This is a genomic window from Porcipelethomonas ammoniilytica (assembly GCF_025567485.1).
In the GTDB taxonomy this organism is placed as follows: Bacteria; Bacillota; Clostridia; order Oscillospirales; family Ruminococcaceae; genus Porcipelethomonas; species Porcipelethomonas ammoniilytica.
In genome coordinates this window covers 84,422-102,729 of the sequence record NZ_JAOQKH010000003.1, presented here as the reverse complement: position 1 = coordinate 102,729, position 18,308 = coordinate 84,422, and the positions used below count along the sequence as shown (strand labels likewise).

Genomic DNA, 18,308 nt, shown 5'->3' with positions numbered 1-18,308 from the left:
TAACACATCCTTACTCATCAAGCGCAGTTCTTAAATTGTTTGTAAATTTACCTACCATTTCGGCAGAATCTTTGCCATTTTTTCCAATTATATTTACAATAGCGCTTCCTACAATTACGCCATCACAATATTGCTTGAGATTTTTTGCTTGTTCCGGACCTGAAATACCAAATCCTATAGCACATGGCGTATCAGTATGCTTTTTAATTTCACCTATAAATTGGTTAAAATCTGTAGTAAATCCCGAACGCATACCTGTAACACCGGTTGACGAAACACAATAAACGAATCCTTTGGCTTCTTTTGCAATCATACTTATTCTGTCAGTTGATGTGGGGGTAATAAGACTTATGTTAATAATACTGTGCTTATCAGCTGATTCTTGAATTTCTTCTTTTTCTTCAAATGGAAGATCTGGTACTATAACACCGTCAATGCCTGTATCTTCACACATTGTAAAGAATTTTTCAGTACCGAAACGAAAAATTGAATTGACATACATCATAAGAAGCAAAGGAATATTTGTTTTACTTCTGAGACGCTTAACCATCTCAAAGATTCCTTTTAACGTAGTACCGTTTTTTAATGCACGTTCGCTTGCAGCCTGTATAACCGGCCCTTCAGCGATCGGATCGGAAAACGGTACGCCCAGTTCAATAATATCAGCGCCGTTTTCAGCCATTTTCAAAACGGCAGATTCAGTCGTATCATAGCCGCCATCTCCGCATGTAACATAAGTAATAAGAGCTTTTTTGTTTTCTGCTTTTAACTGTTGAAGTTTTTTATCAATCCTGTTCATTTAATTTCACCCCTCTGTATCTTGCAACCTGATAAACGTCTTTGTCTCCTCGTCCTGATAAATTTATAACCATAACTTGATCCTTATTCATTGAAGGAGCAATTTTCATTGCGGCAGCTACTGCATGTGCAGATTCAATAGCGGGAATGATACCTTCTGTTCTTGAAAGATATTCAAATGCACATACAGCTTCCTCATCAGTTATAGGCATATATTCTGCTCTTTTTCTCTTAAACAGATCAGCATGTTCAGGACCGATTCCCGGATAATCAAGCCCGGCAGAAATAGAATATACTTCATCGATTTGTCCCTCGTCATTTTGAAGAAAAATTGATTTCATACCATGGAAAATACCGTCACTGCCCTTGGCAGAGGTAGCGGCATGATATTTGGTATCAATACCTTTACCGGCAGCTTCTGCACCTATTAGTCTTACCGAATCATCTCCGATAAAATTGTAGAAAGCCCCCATGGCATTAGAACCGCCTCCTACGCAGGCTACAACGCAGTCCGGTAACTTGTTTTCTTTTTCATAGAGCTGTTCTTTTATTTCTTTACTTATGATTTTCTGAAAATCACGTACCATTTCAGGGTAAGGGTGAGGACCCATAACAGAACCTATTAAGTAATATGTTGTTTCTATATTTGTAGCCCAGTCTTTCATAGCTTCATTGATTGCATCTTTCAGAGTGCCGGTACCACTTTTTGCCGGAGTGACCTTTGCTCCCAGAAGTTCCATACGGTAAACGTTGAGAGACTGTCTTTCCATATCAACTTCACCCATATATACTTCACATTCCATACCGAAAAGAGCTGCGGCAGTAGCAGTTGCAACACCATGCTGACCTGCACCTGTTTCCGCAATAATACGCTTTTTGCCCATTTTCTTTGCAAGAAGGATCTGACCTAAAACGTTGTTTATTTTGTGTGAACCAGTATGGTTCAGATCTTCACGCTTGATATAAATTTTAGGACCATTTAAATCCTTAGTCATTTTTTCTGCATAGTAAAGCATTGAGGGACGTCCGGCATAATCTCTGTAAAGAGCCTTGAGTTCTTCACAGAATTCCTTGTCATTTTTATAATGCTCATATGCTGCTTCAAGTTCACATACGGCATGCATAACTGTTTCCGGGACATATTGACCGCCGTAAATTCCGAATCTACCTTTTTTATTCAAAGTTCCCACTCCTTATAAGTTTCATAATATTTTCTATTTTTTCCTTGTCTTTGAAACCGTCTGTTTCGATTCCGCCGGAGATGTCTATACCGTACGGTTTAACTGTTCTGACGGCATCACAGATATTATCCTTATTAAGACCTCCTGCGAGGAAAAAAGGGGTTTTTATATCAACGTTGTTAATAATACTCCAGTCTGCGGTTTTTCCTGTTCCGCCGTATTCATTTGCTGAAAAACTGTCAAGAAGCAGAAGATCTGCCCCCATCTTATCTGCAATTGTAATGTCCTCAGCATTTTTTACTCTGACAGCCTTCCATATTTTACATTTTACCATTTTTTTTAATTCTTGTAAATACTCGGCATTTTCATCGCCGTGAAGCTGAATCACGTCAAGTTCTTCGGCATAATATTTCAAAATGTATTCCAAAGGTTCGTTTACAAATACCCCCACAGTTCTGATGTTCTTATCAAGATAACTTTTAAGTTCACAGAATGTTCCCAGACCTATAGAGCGTCTGAAGCCTTGGGACAGAATAAAACCTACATAATCGGGTTTGAATTCATTTACATATCGGATATCCTCTAGTCGTCTTATTCCGCATAATTTTATTTTCATACATTTTTCCTCAATGAAGCCATAGTATCGCTGATATTTCCGCTTCTCATAAGTGTTTCACCGATTAAAACGGCATCGGCTCCGGCTGATTTAACCTTTTTCATATCATCGTTGACAGCAATTCCGCTTTCTGAAACCAGTAAGCATTTATCAGGGATCATTTTGCTTAAACGTACTGTATTTTCAAGACTTACTTCAAAGGTTTTTAAATTTCTGTTATTTATTCCCACTATTTTAGGGGAACACTTTAAAATTGATTCAAGTTCTTTTTCGCTGTGAGCCTCAAAAAGACAGTTCATGCCAAGTCCTTCTGCGATATCTTTAAAATGTTTCATGGTATCTGTATCCAGAACGGCGGCTATGAGAAGTATGGCGTCAGCGCCTATTGCTCTTGCCTCAAAAATCTGATACTCGTCAAAAATGAAATCCTTTCTAAGTATCGGTAAATCTACTGCTTTTCTGATTTCCTGAAGATATTTACTGCTTCCTTGAAAGTAAAATTCTTCTGTCAGACATGAAATAGCGTCAGCGCCTGCATTTTCATATGCAATTGCAATTTCAACAGGTTTGAAATCCTCTTTTATTACAGATTTTGAAGGAGACGCTTTTTTTACTTCTGAAATTACAGATAGTTTTTCACCATTTAAAGCTTTGTAAAAATCACGGCACGGAGTATCAATATTCAGCGCCTTTTTTTTGATTTCCGCAAATGGTACAGCCGATTTTTCTCTTTCCAACTGAATTTTTCTTTTTTCAATTATATCGTCTAAAATCATATGAATCACCATTAAAAACTGTTTGATTTTTCAATAAGCTGATTAAGCTTTGCCGCAGCCCAACCGCCGTCAATACTTGCGGCGGCAAGTTCTATGCCGTTTTTGATTGATTCAGCCTTACCGCATACATATAAAGCACATCCAGCATTGAGAAGTACAATATCACGTTTGGCATCTCTTATTTTACCGTTTAAAATGCCAAGAGTAATCTGCGCATTTTCTTCGGCAGTACCGCCTACAACATCTTCTTTGGATGCTTTGCTGAATCCGTAGTCTTCAGGATTTAGCTCGTAAAATGTCATTTCATTATCTTGTATTTCGCATACAGATGTATTATCGGAAATTGATATTTCATCAAGCTTATCGTTTCCGTATACCAGCATTGCTCTTTTAATTCCCAGATTTATGAGTACTTCACCCATTGGCTTTAAAAGTTCTTTGTCATAGACGCCCAGAAGTATATAATTTGTATTTGCAGGATTTGCAAGAGGGCCCAATATATTAAATACTGTTCGTATTCCTGTTTCTCGTCTTGAAGGACCAACAAATCTCATAGAACCGTGATAGCTTTGTGCAAAAAGGAATGATATACCGATAGAATTTATCATTTCCTTCGCCTGTTCCGGAGAAGATGTGATTTTAACGCCCAGATTTTCCAGTACGTCGGCAGCACCGCTTTTACTTGAAACGCTTCTGTTACCGTGCTTAGCGACCTTAGCACCGCAGCCTGCTATTACAAATGAAGATGTGGTTGAAATATTAAATGTATTGGACAGATCGCCGCCTGTACCTACAATGTCAATAGCGTCTTTACAGCCTTCAATGGTATTTGCTTTTTCTCTCATTACCTTAGCAAGACCGGTGATTTCTTCAATAGTTTCACCTTTGATTCGCAGTGCGGTAAGAAATGAAGAAATTTGTGCGTCAGTTGCTCTTCCGCTCATGATTATATTCATTGCTTTCATTGATTCTTCAAGTGTCAGATTTTTTTGATCTACCACTTTTGAGATTAATGATTTTAATTCTGTTTTGGGTAGTTCTTCTTCTGAAACTTCTTTTTCATTTAAATTAATATCTTTTATTTGTAAAAGGAAGTTTTTAATTATGATTTTACCGTATCCGGTAAGTACTGATTCGGGATGGAACTGTAAACCGTATGTGGAATGTTCTTTATGTTCAACAGCCATGATCTGACCGGCTGAATCTGTACCGGTCACTTTAAGACAATCCGGAATATTACTGCTGTCTGCAATCAATGAATGATATCTGGCAGAAACGATGGTTTCGGGAAGTCCTTTGAAAATTGCCGATGAAGTATCAATTTTTATATTACTTGATTTACCGTGCATAAGTTCTTTTGCAGGAATAATCGTGCCTCCGAAAGCTTCGCATATTGACTGATGTCCCAGGCAAATTCCCAGAATCGGTAATTTACCGCTGAAGTGCTTAATTGCTTCGACTGAAATTCCTGCATCTTTCGGATAACCAGGACCTGGAGAAATTATTAATGCCTGGGGTGACAGTTTTTCAATTTCGTCAAGTGTAATCTCATCATTTCTTACAACTTGTATGTCCTGATGTAATTCGCCGATATATTGATAAAGATTATATGTGAATGAATCATAATTATCTATTAATAGTATCATAAAGCGGTTGCCTCCTCTATAGCATTGATCATTGCTTTGGCTTTGTTCTGAGTTTCACAGAATTCTTTTTCGGGAACAGAATCGTAAACGATTCCAGCGCCTGCCTGAATATAGGCTTTTTTATTTTTAAATAAAACTGTCCGTATTGCAATACATGTATCAATATTACCGTCAAAGCCGATATATCCTACCGTACCGCCGTAAAGACCTCTTCTTTTATTTTCAAGCTCATCAATGATTTCCATAGCTCTTACCTTTGGTGCTCCCGAAAGAGTGCCTGCCGGAAGTACTGCCATTAATGCGTCAAGAGCATTTTTATCGGATCTAAGTTTTCCCTTTACGTCGGAAACAAGGTGCATAACCTTTGAATATCTTTCGGTTTTCATAAAGCTTGTTACTTCAACGCTTCCAAATTCTGAAACCTTACCCACATCATTACGTCCCAGATCCACAAGCATTGTGTGTTCTGCACATTCCTTCGGATCGGAAATCAGTGATTTTTCCAGAGTCAGATCTTCTTCTTCTGTTTTTCCTCGTGGGACTGTGCCTGCAATAGGCTTAGTTTTTACAATGCCGTCTGTAACGTTTACAAGCATTTCAGGAGAAGCGCCGGCAATATTGTAGTCCTTGTTTTTGAAATAGTACAGATAAGGGGAAGGATTGGTAGCTCTCAGCATACGGTAAACATTGAAACTATCTGGCGGATTGTCAATTTCAAATCTCTGAGATAATACTATCTGGAAAATATCTCCTGCAACGATATGTTTTTTTGCTGTTTCTACATTGTTTATAAATTCTTCTTTTGTTACATTAGAGTTTACCGTAATATTTTTGGTAGTGCCGATATTTCTTGGTCTTTCAAAATAAGAATTTATTTTATCAGTAATTTTATCCATTCTCTTTTCAGCATCTGTGTACTGCTGTTCGATATTATCATTATTATAAATATTTATTATAATTATTATTTTACTGTTAAGATGATCATAGGCTACAACTTCATCATAAAGGAACAGATGACAGTCCGGCATCAGAGTGTCGTCTTCCGGAACATTAACAAGCTTTTTTTCCGTATAGCGTACTGTATCGTATCCGAAATAACCAGCAAATCCGCCTGTAAAGTTCGGCATGCCTTTAATTTTAGGGGCTTTATAATTATTTAGAATATTTTGAAGAAAACTAACGGGATTTGAAATTTTTTCTTCGGTTGTTATTCCGTTTTCAGTAAGCATTGCTGTACCTTTGTTGATTTTTACTTCAATTTTCGGGTTAATACCAATAAAGGAATAACGTCCCCATTGATTGCCGTTATTTACACTTTCAAGTATAAAAGCGTTTTCTTCGTTCCTTTTCAGAGCTTTGAAAATATGAATAGGTGTAAATGAATCAGATAGTATTTCCCTTACAACCGGAAATACATTGTATTCACTGTATTTTTTCTTTGCTTCTTCAATTGACGGATAAATCATAATTATTTCTCCTTTTTTAGCTCAGGCAAACTTGCAAAAGGCAATAAAAAAAGCCCATCATCCTCATAAGGGACGATAGACATCGTGGTGCCACCCAAATTCGAGAGTTAAAGTAAAAACTCTCCTTTTTCAGATACGCCGGAATCAATCCTTAATATCCTATCCCTGTAACGTGGGAACAACGGCGATAGATACTTGAAGCTAAAAAGCTTTGTTCACTATGCTTCTCACAAATCCATTCATCAAACAGCGTATGTACCGAATTCACACCATTCATCGGCTCTCTGAAACATCGTTTTGCAGATTACTTACCTTTGCTCTTAGAATTTAAAAATATTATGTTAATATTATATGCCCGAATTTTTGATTTGTCAAGAGTTTTTTAAAATTAAAGAATTTAATTTTTTGTTTTGATATTTCTTAAAAAAATTAATATAATAGAAATTAATATGATTCCCAGAACGGAACCGGAAAAATCTATAAATACGTCACGCAGTTCACAGCTTCTGCCGGGTACAAAATATTGATGGATTTCATCGCTTACCGCATATGCCAGACAAATAACCAGAGCAATCAAGTGAGGAAATTTAAATTTAGAAATACGAACTGCTGTGTTTGTAAGTATGCCTAAAGTTGCATAAACTGTAAAATGTGCGGTTTTTCTGACAATAAATTGGCATTTATTAATTAGGATATCCTGAGAAGGTTTATCTATAGTGTTAAAGTCACGGTAAAGTATTTTTGCAAGAAATTTAGCAAAGCCACCGCTTGTGCCTGACGATTGATCTGCATTCTGTGCGGAAAAGCAGAATATAACCAGCATGCAAAGTATAACTGCCGTCCATGAAGTTATAATTAATATTTTTGAATTTTTCATATTTACCACCATTTAAAGAATTATTTTATTGTAACATTTATTATTAATAAAGTCAATAAAAAGAAAATATTGAAAATATTTCTTAAAAGTGTTAAAATGATTTTATATAAAAATAAAGGAGAGTGCGGATATGAAATTATGCGCCGGACAGTATAAGTATTTACTGACAGTATATGAATTAAGCAAAACGCTTAAAACAGTACGTTCTGTTGATATTGCCAACAGTCTTTCTGTTACAAGACCCAGCGTCAGCAAGATGTTAAAATGTATGGCAAGACTTGAGCTAATAGAACCTGAATATGCAACAAGCGTTATTATGACCGATTTAGGAAAGGAAACTGCAAAAAATCTTTCTGTTAATTTTAATACAATAAATACTTTTTTTACAGAAATTTTAAAACTGGACGAGCATTCTGCCCACGAACAAAGCATATTGTTTTTGGCGTCATTTCCTGAAACAACAGTTGAGAAATTGTCTGCAATAACCAGAAATACGATAAAAAAGAGACATAAGAAGGCGCATGAAAATAATACGTAGTATTTTTGAAATAAAATTTTTTTAACTCTTTTATTTTAGACATGAATGTGGTATAATTATATTTATAATTATTATTTGCGGTTTTTGACCGGTATTTTAAGGAGGATATTTATGAGAGCGGTTATAACTGTTATCGGAAAAGATAATGTAGGAATATTAGCAAAGGTAAGCAATGTCTGTGCTGAATATAATGCAAATGTTATGGACGTTACACAGAGCGTACTTCAGGATATGTTCGCTATGATTATGATGGTTGATATATCACAAATGAATACTGATTTTGTGGTACTTGGCGAAAAACTTAATGAATTGGGAAAATCACTGAATCTTTCAATTCATACTATGCATCAGGATATATTTAATTCTATGCACCGTATATAATTTTTAAGGAGAATTATTTAGATGATTAACGTTTACGATATACTTGAGACTATCAGAATGATTCAAGACGAATGTCTTGATATCAGAACGATTACAATGGGAATCTCTCTCCTGGACTGTATTGACAGCGATATTGACAAGGCATGTGAAAAGGTTTATAACAAGATTACTTCAAAAGCAAAGGATCTTGTAAAAACAGGAGAGCGGATAGAAAAGGAATACGGTATTCCTATAATACATAAAAGAATTTCTGTTACTCCTATAGCAATAATTTCAGCGGCATGTACGGAAAAGAATCCCGTAAAATTCGCTCTTGCGCTTCAAAAGGCAGCCGATACATGCGGTGTAAATTTTATAGGCGGTTATTCAGCACTTGTACAAAAGGGTTTCAGTGCGGGAGATATTGAGCTTATCAATTCAATTCCCGAAGCACTGGCAGTTACTTCAAATATCTGTTCATCAGTAAATGTAGGTTCAAGCAAAACAGGTATTAATATGGACGCAGTTGCAATGATGGGAAAAATTATAAAGCAATCCGCTGAAAGAACCGCTGACAATCAGTGTATAGGTCCTGCAAAACTGGTAGTATTCTGTAATGCTCCTGAGGATAATCCGTTTATGGCGGGAGCTTTCCATGGTACGGGAGAACCTGATTGTGTTATTAATGTGGGCGTTTCAGGGCCGGGTGTAGTGAGGGCGGCAATTGAAAAGCATCCTGATGCATCAATTGACGAAATTGCTGACATAATAAAGAAAACGGCTTTTAAGGTTACCAGAATGGGACAGCTGGTGGGCTCTAAAGCGTCTGAAATGCTGGGAGTGCCTTTTGGTATAGTAGACTTATCTTTGGCACCGACTCCGGCAGTAGGAGACAGTGTTGCTCATATTCTTGAAGGAATAGGACTTGAATCGTGCGGAACTCACGGTACGACAGCAGCGCTTGCACTGCTTAATGACGCTGTAAAGAAAGGCGGCGTTATGGCGTCATCAAATGTGGGCGGACTGTCCGGCGCATTTATTCCTGTTTCTGAGGACGCAGGTATGATTGATGCTGTAAATAACGGCGCTCTATGTCTTGAAAAGCTTGAGGCAATGACAGCCGTATGCTCAGTGGGACTTGATATGATAGTTGTTCCCGGAGATATTACTGCCGAAACAATTTCCGCAATTATTGCCGATGAAGCGGCTATCGGTATGGTTAATAATAAAACTACTGCTGTAAGACTTATTCCGGCAATTGGAAAAAATGTCGGCGATACTCTGGAATTCGGAGGTCTTTTAGGCAGCGGACCGGTAATGAATATAAACAGAAAATCTCCTGCCAAATTTATTTCAAGAGGCGGAAGAATACCTGCGCCTATGCACAGTATTAAAAACTGATATTAACGAGGTTATGATTTATGGAAAGTGTTATAAACAGGATCATTGAAATAGATAAGAATGCAACTGAACGAATAAATTCAGCGTCTGAAAAAAGAAATCAGATTATTGAAGATACTAAAAAGCAGTGTATGGAAATAAGAACCAAAATTGAACGTGATGCCGATATGAGGATTTCTCAGATAGAGGATTTTAATAAGTCGGAATTTGAAAAGGAAGTTTCAGAGCTTGAAAAAAAATTCAATGATGAAATTAATGAAATGAACGCTTTTTATGATTATAATCATGAAACAATAGAAAAGGAAATATTGGCAGAAATAGTAGGTGAGTAAATGAAAGCTTCAAAGAATGCAACTGTCGCAAAAATAAGAGCTGTTTACGGTAAACGGCTTAAAGAAAATGATTATTATGAACTTTCTGCAAAGAAAAAAGTCAGCGAAGCGGCAGAATATTTAAAACGCAATACTCACTTTTCAGCCGTACTTTCCAATATTGACACGTCAGTTATACATCGGGGATTTCTTGAATCTCTGCTGAATAAAGCGTATTATGACCAATATGAACGTCTGTGCAGATTTCAACATTTAAATGAAGAACCTTTTTATAATTTCCTTCTGGTGCGTTTTGAAATACGTGAGCTTCTTAAAGCAATACTTTACCTGAATAACGACAGCAGCGATGTTTATATTGAATCTATGCATGCGTATCTTCTAAAAAAGGCAAGCTTTGATCTCATAGAACTGGCAAAAGCATCTGATTTTAGGCAGCTTCTTAACGTTATAAGACATACGCCTTACTATAATATTATTAAAAATATTGAAACGGATAAAAACGGTATTATTCCGTATACAAAATGTGAGGTAATGTTAAGAACATACTATATGAAATGGCTTATTGAAACAGCTAAAAAAGATTTCAGCGGAACGTCTCAGACAGCTCTGCTTGATCAGTTCAATATTCAGACAGACGTTATAAATATTATAAATGCTTATCGTATGAAAAAATATTTTAATGCGGATATAAATTTTCTGAAAGACAATATGCTTCCGTTCTATGGAAGATTGGGACGTGAAAAACAGTCTGAACTGTTTGAAACGTCATCTCCAGAAGAGTTTTTGCGTATGCTGTCAAAGACGTCATATGGAAGGCGCATGGATAATCTTGATGAAAATATGGAGAGTGAACAATTTGAACGTGAATTGGTAAAACTTAAATGCAGTATGGCAAGAAGAGCGCTGATGTTTTCTGAAAATGCAGCCGTAAGTCTTTATTCTCTTATGTATCTGTCTGAAGTAGAATTAAATAATATTGTTAATATTGTTGAAAGTATAAGATATAATAAAAGTATATCTTATATGTCTGATATTATTGTAATACAATAAAATAAGATACGGAGGTGAAAAAATGTCAATAGAGAAAATGGAGTTTCTGACAATTGTCGGCGTTATGAAAGACCTTGACAGAGTTCTTGCAAAATGTGTTGAAAGCGGGTGTTTTCATATGACTGACGCTTCTAAGGAAACCTCCGGAAACAATGAAGAATTTATTCGTCTTGATGAAGAAAATCCATATAAAGATCTGCTTAAAAGAATAGTGGATATAAATATCGGTGAAAATTTTAGCTTTAATGAGGTAAGTACCGATGATATTTTAGCTATGACTACAGAGGATATTGACTCGTCGTTTACTCAACTGGAAAAGGAATTCAAAATTCAAAGCGATGAGATTTATGAACTTAACTCAAAAATCAAGGAATGCAGACAGGCAATGCTTCAGATGAAGCATTTAAAGGGTATGCATATTGATTTGGAGCGTTTGCTGAACTGCTCTCATATAAAAGTCAGATTCGGAAGACTTCCGTGTGAAAGCTATTTGAAATTGTCATATTATGATAATAAAACATTTATATTTATGCCGTATGACGATGACGGGAATTATAAATGGGGATTTTATTTAGCTCCGATTGACAGTATAAAGGAAACAGATAATATTTTTAAATCATTGTATTTTGAAAGAATCTGGCTACCTGATTTTGTTACCGGAACACCTGAAGAAGAATACAGTAATCTCAGCCGGAAAATTGAAAAAATGGAAGAGAAGAAAAGTATTGCTGTAGAATGCCGCAGTCGCATGATTTCTGATAAGGGAGAGCTTGTTAATAAATACTTTTGCCGTATTAAATACTTATATGATTTGTTTGAGATGAGACGAAATGTAACTGTCTATAAGGAAAAATTTTATATGACGGGATTTGTTCCTAAAAAATGTATAGAGGAATTTAAAAAGCTTTTTGACAGTATCAATACCGTTTCGCTTGTTATAAAGCCGGCAGGCGAGGGGAATATTGAGAAAACGCCTGTAAAGCTTAAAAATAATTCATTTTCTAAACCGTTTTCAATGTTTGTTGAAATGTACGGATTACCGTCCTATAACGGATTTAATCCTACTATGCTTGTAGCTGTTACCTATACTTTATTGTTTGGAATTATGTTCGGTGATTTGGGACAAGGTTTGGTTATTTCCTTGGTGGGATATTTTGTGTACAGAAAAAAGGGAAATCTGCTTGGCGCTATTTTACAGCGTGTAGGACTTTCCAGTGCATTTTTTGGTTTGGTGTACGGTTCTGTGTTTGGATTTGAGCATGCTCTTGACCCTTTGTATAAATCAATGGGTCTTAAGCATAAACCGTTAGAAATCATGGACAATACTATGGTTATTCTGCTTGGAGCAATTGTAATAGGTATAGTTATAATCTTGATATCTATAATTATAAACATATTTATTAGCTTGAAACACAGGGATTATTCTGAGGCATTGTTTGGAAATAACGGGATAGCGGGGCTTATACTGTTTAGTTCGCTTTTAGCGGGGGTTGCAGTTATGATGATAGGAAATGGAAGTCTTTTTACAGCTCCGTATGTAATCTGTCTTATAGTGATCCCGCTGGTAATAATGTTTTTCAGGGAACCGCTGGGTTGTTTGGTTTCAGGTAAGAAATTTAAACTAGAAAGCGGAATAGGAGATTTTATTGCGTCTAACTTTTTTGAAGTGTTTGAATTTATTTTAGGGTACGCTACCAATACTCTTTCATTTGTCAGAATAGGAGGATTTATTTTCTCTCATGCCGGAATGATGTCGGTTGTGATGCTTCTTTCAGAAAGCGTTTCAGCGGGTGCGTCTCCTGTTGTTGTAGTTATCGGAAATATTTTTGTAATGGGTATGGAAGGTCTTATTGTAGGTATTCAGGTTCTGAGACTGGAATTCTATGAAGTATTTTCTCGTTTTTATGATGGAGACGGTCAGCCCTTTGAACCGGTAAAAATAAATTATGATAAAAATATTGATTAAAGGAGTTATTTTATTATGAATATTTATGAAATAATGTTGCTGCCTCTTTTTGCTGTTGTAATGCTGATTCTTCCCGTGGTGTATATTCTTAAAAAGAAAAAGAGCAACAGCGCTGCTAAAACTGCATTTGTTGTAAATATATGCTCATTTTTTGCAGTGTTGGCACTGGGAATTATCCTTCCTGTGGGCGGATTTGTAAACGCTGAAGCTGTTGAAACAGTAAACGATGTAATCGGAAATGCGGGTCTGGGGTATCTTGCCGCAGCACTTTCTGTAGGTCTGGGTTCTATCGGATGCGGTATTGCCGTAGGCTCTGCTGCACCGGCCGCTATCGGAGCAGTTGCAGAAGAGCCAAAGTCATTTTCAAAAGCATTAATTTTTGTGGCTTTGGGCGAGGGCGTTGCTTTATATGGATTTTTGATCTCATTTATGATACTGAATGCACTTTAATTTATAAAAATCGTTAAGGTATACTGATATGAAATTTTATTTAATAAGCGATAATATTGATACTCAAATGGGAATGAGACTGGCAGGAATCAGCGGAGCAGTTGTTCATGAACCGGATGAAGTAAGAGAAGAACTTGAAAAGGCTGTTCGTAATAAAGAAATTGCAATTATACTTATGACGGAAAAGCTTGTGAAGCTTTGCAGTGAGTTGGTATATGACATAAAGTTAAATTATAAATCGCCTCTTATTGTAGAAATTCCGGACAGACATGCCACATCTCATATTACTGATACAATTAACAGGTATGTAAGCGATGCTATAGGACTTAAATTATAAACAAGGAGTGCGGTGTGATGAATGAAATACAGGCTGAAAAGCTTGACAGATTTGTAAATTCAGTAAATAATGAGGTTGATGAAAAAATAAATAAAATAATTTCCGAGGCTGAGATTCAGAAAAGTCATCATGTTAAAAAAACAGAAGATGAGGAATTGTTGAATGCATATAATAAAATTCAGAGATCAATCAGGGATATCGAATCAAAGTACCGCAGAATGCTGGCGTTAAAACAGCAGCAGCTGAAAACTGATTCTCTCATGCAGAGAGAAAATCTTGCGCAAAAAATTTTTGATGCAGTAAGTAAACGAATCTGTGAATTTACCGTTTCGGAAAAATATGAAAATTATCTTATAAATCTTGTGAAAAATGAAAAGATAAATGAGAATTTCATTATAATGATTTCCGAAAAGGATTTAAAGTACAGTAATGTTTTGCAGGATATATCCGGCTGTAAAGTTGAAACTGATCCTGATATAGTAATGGGCGGAATATCAATTGTCGATACTGAAAACGGTATTGCAGTAGATAAGACATTTGACAGTGCGATAAAAGAACAAAGAAAACAATTCAGCAGCAGGTACAAATTCAGAAATGAAAATCTCAGTTGATTAGGAGTGTGATCGGTATTGAATAAAATATACTCTGTCAATGGACCTGTTGTAAAGGTTAAAGATACCAAAGACTTTTCTATGCTTGAGATGGTGTATGTAGGAGAAAAAAAGCTCATAGGGGAAGTTATCGGAATAACCGGAGAATTTACAACAATACAGGTTTATGAAGTGACGACAGGACTTAAAGTGGGCGAACCGGTTTTTAATACAGGTTCGCCTATGAGCGCAACTTTGGGACCGGGAATAATTTCAAATATTTTTGACGGAATTGAACGTCCTTTAAAAGAAATTGAAAAAATTTCCGGAGCATTTATAAATGAAGGATCTAATGTTCCGGCAATTGATACGGAAAATATATATGACGTTACAATGGAAGTTACAGTCGGAACAGAACTGACAGGCGGAAGCGTATATGCCTCCTGTCCGGAAACGCCTGTTATCAGGCATTATTGTATGCTTTCTCCTTTTCTCAGCGGAAAGGTTATATGGATCGCTGAAAACGGTAAATATCGTGTAAATGATACTGTATGCAAAATAGAAGATAATAAGGGTAAGGTTCATGAGCTTACACTGTGCCAGAAATGGCCGATACGTCAGCCCAGACCTGTAGCTGAAAGGCTTATGATTTCACGTCCGCTTATTACAGGACAGAGAATCATAGATACCATTCTGCCGATTGCAAAAGGCGGTACCGCCGCAATTCCCGGCGGTTTCGGAACAGGTAAGACTATGACTCAGCATCAGCTGGCAAAGTGGTGCGACGCTGATATTATCGTGTATATTGGCTGCGGCGAACGAGGAAATGAAATGACTCAGGTACTGGAGGAATTTTCAGAGCTTATAGATCCGAAAACCAACCGTCCTCTTACCGATAGAACAGTACTTATTGCCAATACGTCAAATATGCCTGTAGCGGCAAGAGAAGCATCAATTTATACAGGAATCACTCTTGCCGAATATTACAGAGATATGGGATATCATATTGCTATAATGGCTGATTCCACTTCCAGATGGGCAGAGGCTTTAAGAGAAATATCCGGACGTCTGGAGGAAATGCCGGCAGAAGAGGGATTTCCTGCTTATCTGCCGTCCCGCCTTTCGGAATTTTACGAAAGAGCAGGTTACATGAAAACACTTTGCGGAAAAGAAGGTTCTGTGACAATAATCGGTGCGGTATCTCCGCAGGGTTCTGACTTTTCCGAGCCTGTAACTCAGAATACAAAGCGTTTTGTGCGCTGCTTCTGGGCGCTTGACAAATCTTTGGCTTATGCCAGACATTATCCTGCTATTAACTGGACGACAAGCTACAGCGAATATATAGATGATCTTTCTGAATTTTATGATAGGGAAGCAGGATCGGATTTTTTAAAGCTTCGTCAGGAAATATCAAATATTCTAATAGAAGAAAACCAATTGATGGAAATAGTAAAGCTTATCGGTGCAGACGTATTGCCTGATGAGCAAAAGCTGATAATAGACCTTGCAAGGGTTATAAGAGTTGGATTTCTTCAGCAGAATGCATATCATAAAGACGATACTTATGTTCCGCTTCAGAAACAGAAGCTTATGATGGAGGTTATCCTTACTCTTTACAATGAAGCCAAAAAAGCTTTATCACAAGGAGTATCTATGGAACAAATTACCAGTACCGGCTTAATGGAAAAGATTATTAAAATAAAGTACGATATACCAAATGATAAATTGGAAATGTTCGATGATTATAAAAAAGAAATAAAATCAGTATTTGATAAGCTTGAAAGCAATGAAGAGGAAAGGAGTGCCGTATGAGTATTCAGTATATTGGACTGAGCGAAATAAACGGTCCTCTTGTGGCTCTTGATCATGTTAAAGGCGTGGGATATGATGAAATTGCAAATATCCGTTTAAGCGACGGTACGGAAAGAGTCGGCAGAATTGTTGAAATATCCGGAGAAAAAGCTATTCTTCAGGTGTTTGAGGGTACTAAAGGGCTTTCTCTTACTAATACTAAAACAAGCTTTACAGGCAAACCAATGGAGCTTGCTTTGTCTGAGGAAATGTTGGGCAGAGTATTCAGCGGTTCGGGAAAACCTATTGACGGACTGGGAGATATTTATCCAGAAAAGTTTGCTGATATAAACGGAAAGCCGTTGAATCCTGTTTCAAGAACATATCCAAGAAATTATATCAGAACAGGTATCTCTTCAATTGATTGTCTTATGACGCTTATCAGAGGGCAGAAGCTTCCGATTTTTTCAGGTTCCGGACTGTCTCACAATAAGCTTGCAGTACAGATCGTAAGACAAGCAAAGATCGCAGATGAAAACGGTCAGGATTTTGCAGTCGTATTTGGAGCTATGGGCGTTAAAAATGATGTTGCGGATTATTTTAAAAAATCCTTTGCGGAAAGCGGCGTTCAGCAAAAGGTTGTAATGTTTATGAATCTTTCAAACGATCCGATCATTGAAAGAATATTGACTCCCAGATGTGCTCTTACGGCAGCTGAATACCTTGCCTTTGAAAAGAATATGCATATACTTGTTATTCTGACCGATATAACTTCCTATTGTGAAGCGCTTCGTGAATTTTCATCTTCAAAAGGTGAAATTCCCGGACGTAAGGGTTACCCTGGATATTTGTATTCTGATTTAGCGTCACTTTATGAGAGAGCGGGGATTGCCGAGGGTTCTACAGGCAGCGTTACACAGATTCCCATTCTGACCATGCCTAATGATGATATTACTCATCCGATTCCTGACTTAACTGGATATATTACCGAAGGTCAGATCGTTCTGGACAGGAGTCTTGACCAGACCGGTATCTATCCTTCAATTTCGATTTTACCTTCTCTTTCAAGACTTATGAAGGACGGTATCGGAGAGGGCTATACAAGATTTGATCATTCTTCAGTTGCTAATCAGCTTTTTGCGGCGTATGCAAAGGTTCAGGACGCAAGAGCTCTGGCATCGGTAATAGGTGAGGAAGAGTTGTCTGAAGTTGACCGTCAGTATATGAAATTCGGCGTGCAGTTTGAAAAACATTTTATCACTCAGGGGTTTAATGAGGACCGTTCTATTGAAGAAACTCTTGATTTAGGTTGGGCTTTGCTGTCACTTTTGCCGGTAAGTGAGCTTGACCGAATAGACGAGGATATGCTGAACAAATATTATGACGCTGAAAAAGCATTGCAAATGTTTAAGTAAATAGTGCATCAAAGGGGGTATCTTTATGGCAGAACAGATTTTTCCAACTAAAGGAAATCTGATTAAAGCACGAAAAACTTTAGCGCTTTGCCGTCTGGGATATGACCTTATGGACAGAAAGCGCAATATTCTCATAAGAGAAATGATGCAGCTTATGGACAAAGCAAAGTCTTTGAGAAATTCCATTGAGGATACTTATAAAGAAGCGTATGCTGCTTTGCAGGATGCAAATATTACCCTTGGCGTTATTGATAAAATTGCCAGAAGTGTTCCCATAGAGGACGGTATTACAGTTACTTACAGGAGTGTTATGGGTGTTGACATTCCTAATGTAACGCTTGAGCGCAGAGAAATAGAAGTACCTTATGGGTTTTATTATACAAATTCACAGCTTGATAAAGCATATGTTTCTTTTTCCAAGGTTAAAGATATGACTGTATTGTTAGCGGAGGTTGATAACAGTATTTATCGTCTTGCTACAGCAATAAAAAAAGCACAGCGCAGAGCAAATGCATTACAGAATATATTGATTCCAAGATATGAAGGAATGGTAAAATATATTCTTGAAAGTCTGGAAGAAAAGGAACGTGAGGAATTTTCACGTCTTAAAGTAATTAAATCATATAAATTGAAGAAAAATAAAAATGCCTTTTAAGTTTATAAAAGGCATTTTTATCTAATATAGGTTTACTACAAATCTTTCCCAAAAGCTATTTTG

Annotated in this window: 19 protein-coding genes and 1 other annotated feature; of the genes, 12 read left to right on the top strand and 7 right to left on the bottom strand. The window is 36.8% G+C overall.

All coding sequences use genetic code 11. From position 1 onward, the window contains the following. Positions 1-10: 10 nt before the first annotated feature. The 7 genes from trpA to OCV67_RS03590 all read right to left on the bottom strand — a co-directional run bounded on the left by trpA (position 11) and on the right by OCV67_RS03590 (position 7,360). Complete coding sequence (trpA, locus tag OCV67_RS03620; protein ID WP_147642498.1) at positions 11-799, bottom strand: tryptophan synthase subunit alpha; 789 nt, start codon at positions 797-799, stop codon at positions 11-13. Next, positions 786-1,922, bottom strand: coding sequence for a tryptophan synthase subunit beta (gene trpB, locus OCV67_RS03615; protein ID WP_394802681.1), 1,137 nt, complete (start codon positions 1,920-1,922; stop codon positions 786-788). The genes trpA and trpB overlap by 14 nt, the downstream gene beginning before the upstream one ends. A gap of 49 nt (positions 1,923-1,971) precedes the next feature. Then, entirely contained in the window at positions 1,972-2,595 is a 624-nt protein-coding gene (locus OCV67_RS03610) for a phosphoribosylanthranilate isomerase (RefSeq protein ID WP_147642496.1), read from the bottom strand. After that, complete coding sequence (trpC, locus tag OCV67_RS03605; RefSeq protein ID WP_147642495.1) at positions 2,592-3,371, bottom strand: indole-3-glycerol phosphate synthase TrpC; 780 nt, start codon at positions 3,369-3,371, stop codon at positions 2,592-2,594. Before trpC ends, OCV67_RS03610 begins: the two co-directional genes overlap by 4 nt. A gap of 11 nt (positions 3,372-3,382) precedes the next feature. Continuing rightward, positions 3,383-5,017, bottom strand: coding sequence for a bifunctional anthranilate synthase component II/anthranilate phosphoribosyltransferase (locus OCV67_RS03600; RefSeq protein ID WP_147642494.1), 1,635 nt, complete (start codon positions 5,015-5,017; stop codon positions 3,383-3,385). Next, a complete protein-coding gene (gene trpE, locus OCV67_RS03595; protein ID WP_147642493.1) occupies positions 5,014-6,483 on the bottom strand; it encodes an anthranilate synthase component I in 1,470 nt (489 codons plus the stop codon). Before trpE ends, OCV67_RS03600 begins: the two co-directional genes overlap by 4 nt. Before the next feature lie 65 nt (positions 6,484-6,548). Then, positions 6,549-6,814: a binding site (T-box leader), on the bottom strand. Between the two features lie 66 nt (positions 6,815-6,880). Beyond that, positions 6,881-7,360, bottom strand: coding sequence for a VanZ family protein (locus OCV67_RS03590; RefSeq protein ID WP_178084981.1), 480 nt, complete (start codon positions 7,358-7,360; stop codon positions 6,881-6,883). 130 nt (positions 7,361-7,490) lie between these two features. Here OCV67_RS03590 and OCV67_RS03585 point away from each other — a divergent pair, with 130 nt between their 5' ends. The 12 genes from OCV67_RS03585 to OCV67_RS03530 all read left to right on the top strand — a co-directional run bounded on the left by OCV67_RS03585 (position 7,491) and on the right by OCV67_RS03530 (position 18,245). Next, positions 7,491-7,898: a metal-dependent transcriptional regulator gene (locus OCV67_RS03585; protein WP_147642491.1), complete on the top strand. Its 408-nt coding sequence runs from the start codon at positions 7,491-7,493 to the stop codon at positions 7,896-7,898. A gap of 111 nt (positions 7,899-8,009) precedes the next feature. Beyond that, on the top strand, positions 8,010-8,279 hold the full coding sequence (locus tag OCV67_RS03580) for an ACT domain-containing protein (RefSeq protein WP_147642490.1): 270 nt from the start codon (positions 8,010-8,012) through the stop codon (positions 8,277-8,279). 21 nt (positions 8,280-8,300) lie between these two features. After that, positions 8,301-9,659: a PFL family protein gene (locus tag OCV67_RS03575; protein WP_147642489.1), complete on the top strand. Its 1,359-nt coding sequence runs from the start codon at positions 8,301-8,303 to the stop codon at positions 9,657-9,659. A gap of 20 nt (positions 9,660-9,679) precedes the next feature. Then, complete coding sequence (locus tag OCV67_RS03570; protein ID WP_147642488.1) at positions 9,680-9,991, top strand: hypothetical protein; 312 nt, start codon at positions 9,680-9,682, stop codon at positions 9,989-9,991. Further along, complete coding sequence (locus tag OCV67_RS03565) at positions 9,992-11,041, top strand: V0D/AC39 family V-type ATPase subunit (protein WP_147642487.1); 1,050 nt, start codon at positions 9,992-9,994, stop codon at positions 11,039-11,041. Positions 11,042-11,063: 22 nt separating this feature from the next. After that, positions 11,064-13,007 carry a V-type ATP synthase subunit I gene (locus tag OCV67_RS03560; protein ID WP_147642486.1) on the top strand — a complete coding sequence of 648 codons (1,944 nt, stop codon included), beginning with the start codon at positions 11,064-11,066 and terminating at the stop codon, positions 13,005-13,007. Positions 13,008-13,022: 15 nt separating this feature from the next. Continuing rightward, entirely contained in the window at positions 13,023-13,457 is a 435-nt protein-coding gene (locus OCV67_RS03555) for an ATP synthase subunit C (protein WP_147642485.1), read from the top strand. A gap of 28 nt (positions 13,458-13,485) precedes the next feature. After that, a complete protein-coding gene (locus OCV67_RS03550) occupies positions 13,486-13,794 on the top strand; it encodes a V-type ATP synthase subunit F (protein ID WP_147642484.1) in 309 nt (102 codons plus the stop codon). A 17-nt stretch (positions 13,795-13,811) separates the two neighbouring features. Beyond that, on the top strand, positions 13,812-14,405 hold the full coding sequence (locus OCV67_RS03545) for a V-type ATP synthase subunit E (protein WP_147642483.1): 594 nt from the start codon (positions 13,812-13,814) through the stop codon (positions 14,403-14,405). Positions 14,406-14,423: 18 nt separating this feature from the next. Next, positions 14,424-16,196, top strand: a complete 1,773-nt coding sequence (locus OCV67_RS03540; protein ID WP_147642482.1) for a V-type ATP synthase subunit A — start codon at positions 14,424-14,426, stop codon at positions 16,194-16,196. Then, complete coding sequence (locus OCV67_RS03535) at positions 16,193-17,590, top strand: V-type ATP synthase subunit B (RefSeq protein WP_147642481.1); 1,398 nt, start codon at positions 16,193-16,195, stop codon at positions 17,588-17,590. Before OCV67_RS03540 ends, OCV67_RS03535 begins: the two co-directional genes overlap by 4 nt. Positions 17,591-17,615: 25 nt before the next feature. After that, on the top strand, positions 17,616-18,245 hold the full coding sequence (locus OCV67_RS03530; RefSeq protein WP_147642480.1) for a V-type ATP synthase subunit D: 630 nt from the start codon (positions 17,616-17,618) through the stop codon (positions 18,243-18,245). Positions 18,246-18,308 lie beyond the last annotated feature (63 nt).

What these genes read in the sequence shown, in the direction of transcription:
- trpA (WP_147642498.1), bottom strand. Translation starts at nt 799, where the DNA reads ATGAACAGGATTGATAAAAAACTTCAACAGTTAAAAGCAGAAAACAAA.
- trpB (WP_394802681.1), bottom strand. Translation starts at nt 1,922, where the DNA reads ATGCATGCCGTATGTGAACTTGAAGCAGCATATGAGCATTATAAAAAT.
- OCV67_RS03610 (WP_147642496.1), bottom strand. Translation starts at nt 2,595, where the DNA reads ATGAAAATAAAATTATGCGGAATAAGACGACTAGAGGATATCCGATAT.
- trpC (WP_147642495.1), bottom strand. Translation starts at nt 3,371, where the DNA reads ATGATTTTAGACGATATAATTGAAAAAAGAAAAATTCAGTTGGAAAGA.
- OCV67_RS03600 (WP_147642494.1), bottom strand. Translation starts at nt 5,017, where the DNA reads ATGATACTATTAATAGATAATTATGATTCATTCACATATAATCTTTAT.
- trpE (WP_147642493.1), bottom strand. Translation starts at nt 6,483, where the DNA reads ATGATTTATCCGTCAATTGAAGAAGCAAAGAAAAAATACAGTGAATAC.
- OCV67_RS03590 (WP_178084981.1), bottom strand. Translation starts at nt 7,360, where the DNA reads ATGAAAAATTCAAAAATATTAATTATAACTTCATGGACGGCAGTTATA.
- OCV67_RS03585 (WP_147642491.1), top strand. Translation starts at nt 7,491, where the DNA reads ATGAAATTATGCGCCGGACAGTATAAGTATTTACTGACAGTATATGAA.
- OCV67_RS03580 (WP_147642490.1), top strand. Translation starts at nt 8,010, where the DNA reads ATGAGAGCGGTTATAACTGTTATCGGAAAAGATAATGTAGGAATATTA.
- OCV67_RS03575 (WP_147642489.1), top strand. Translation starts at nt 8,301, where the DNA reads ATGATTAACGTTTACGATATACTTGAGACTATCAGAATGATTCAAGAC.
- OCV67_RS03570 (WP_147642488.1), top strand. Translation starts at nt 9,680, where the DNA reads ATGGAAAGTGTTATAAACAGGATCATTGAAATAGATAAGAATGCAACT.
- OCV67_RS03565 (WP_147642487.1), top strand. Translation starts at nt 9,992, where the DNA reads ATGAAAGCTTCAAAGAATGCAACTGTCGCAAAAATAAGAGCTGTTTAC.
- OCV67_RS03560 (WP_147642486.1), top strand. Translation starts at nt 11,064, where the DNA reads ATGTCAATAGAGAAAATGGAGTTTCTGACAATTGTCGGCGTTATGAAA.
- OCV67_RS03555 (WP_147642485.1), top strand. Translation starts at nt 13,023, where the DNA reads ATGAATATTTATGAAATAATGTTGCTGCCTCTTTTTGCTGTTGTAATG.
- OCV67_RS03550 (WP_147642484.1), top strand. Translation starts at nt 13,486, where the DNA reads ATGAAATTTTATTTAATAAGCGATAATATTGATACTCAAATGGGAATG.
- OCV67_RS03545 (WP_147642483.1), top strand. Translation starts at nt 13,812, where the DNA reads ATGAATGAAATACAGGCTGAAAAGCTTGACAGATTTGTAAATTCAGTA.
- OCV67_RS03535 (WP_147642481.1), top strand. Translation starts at nt 16,193, where the DNA reads ATGAGTATTCAGTATATTGGACTGAGCGAAATAAACGGTCCTCTTGTG.
- OCV67_RS03530 (WP_147642480.1), top strand. Translation starts at nt 17,616, where the DNA reads ATGGCAGAACAGATTTTTCCAACTAAAGGAAATCTGATTAAAGCACGA.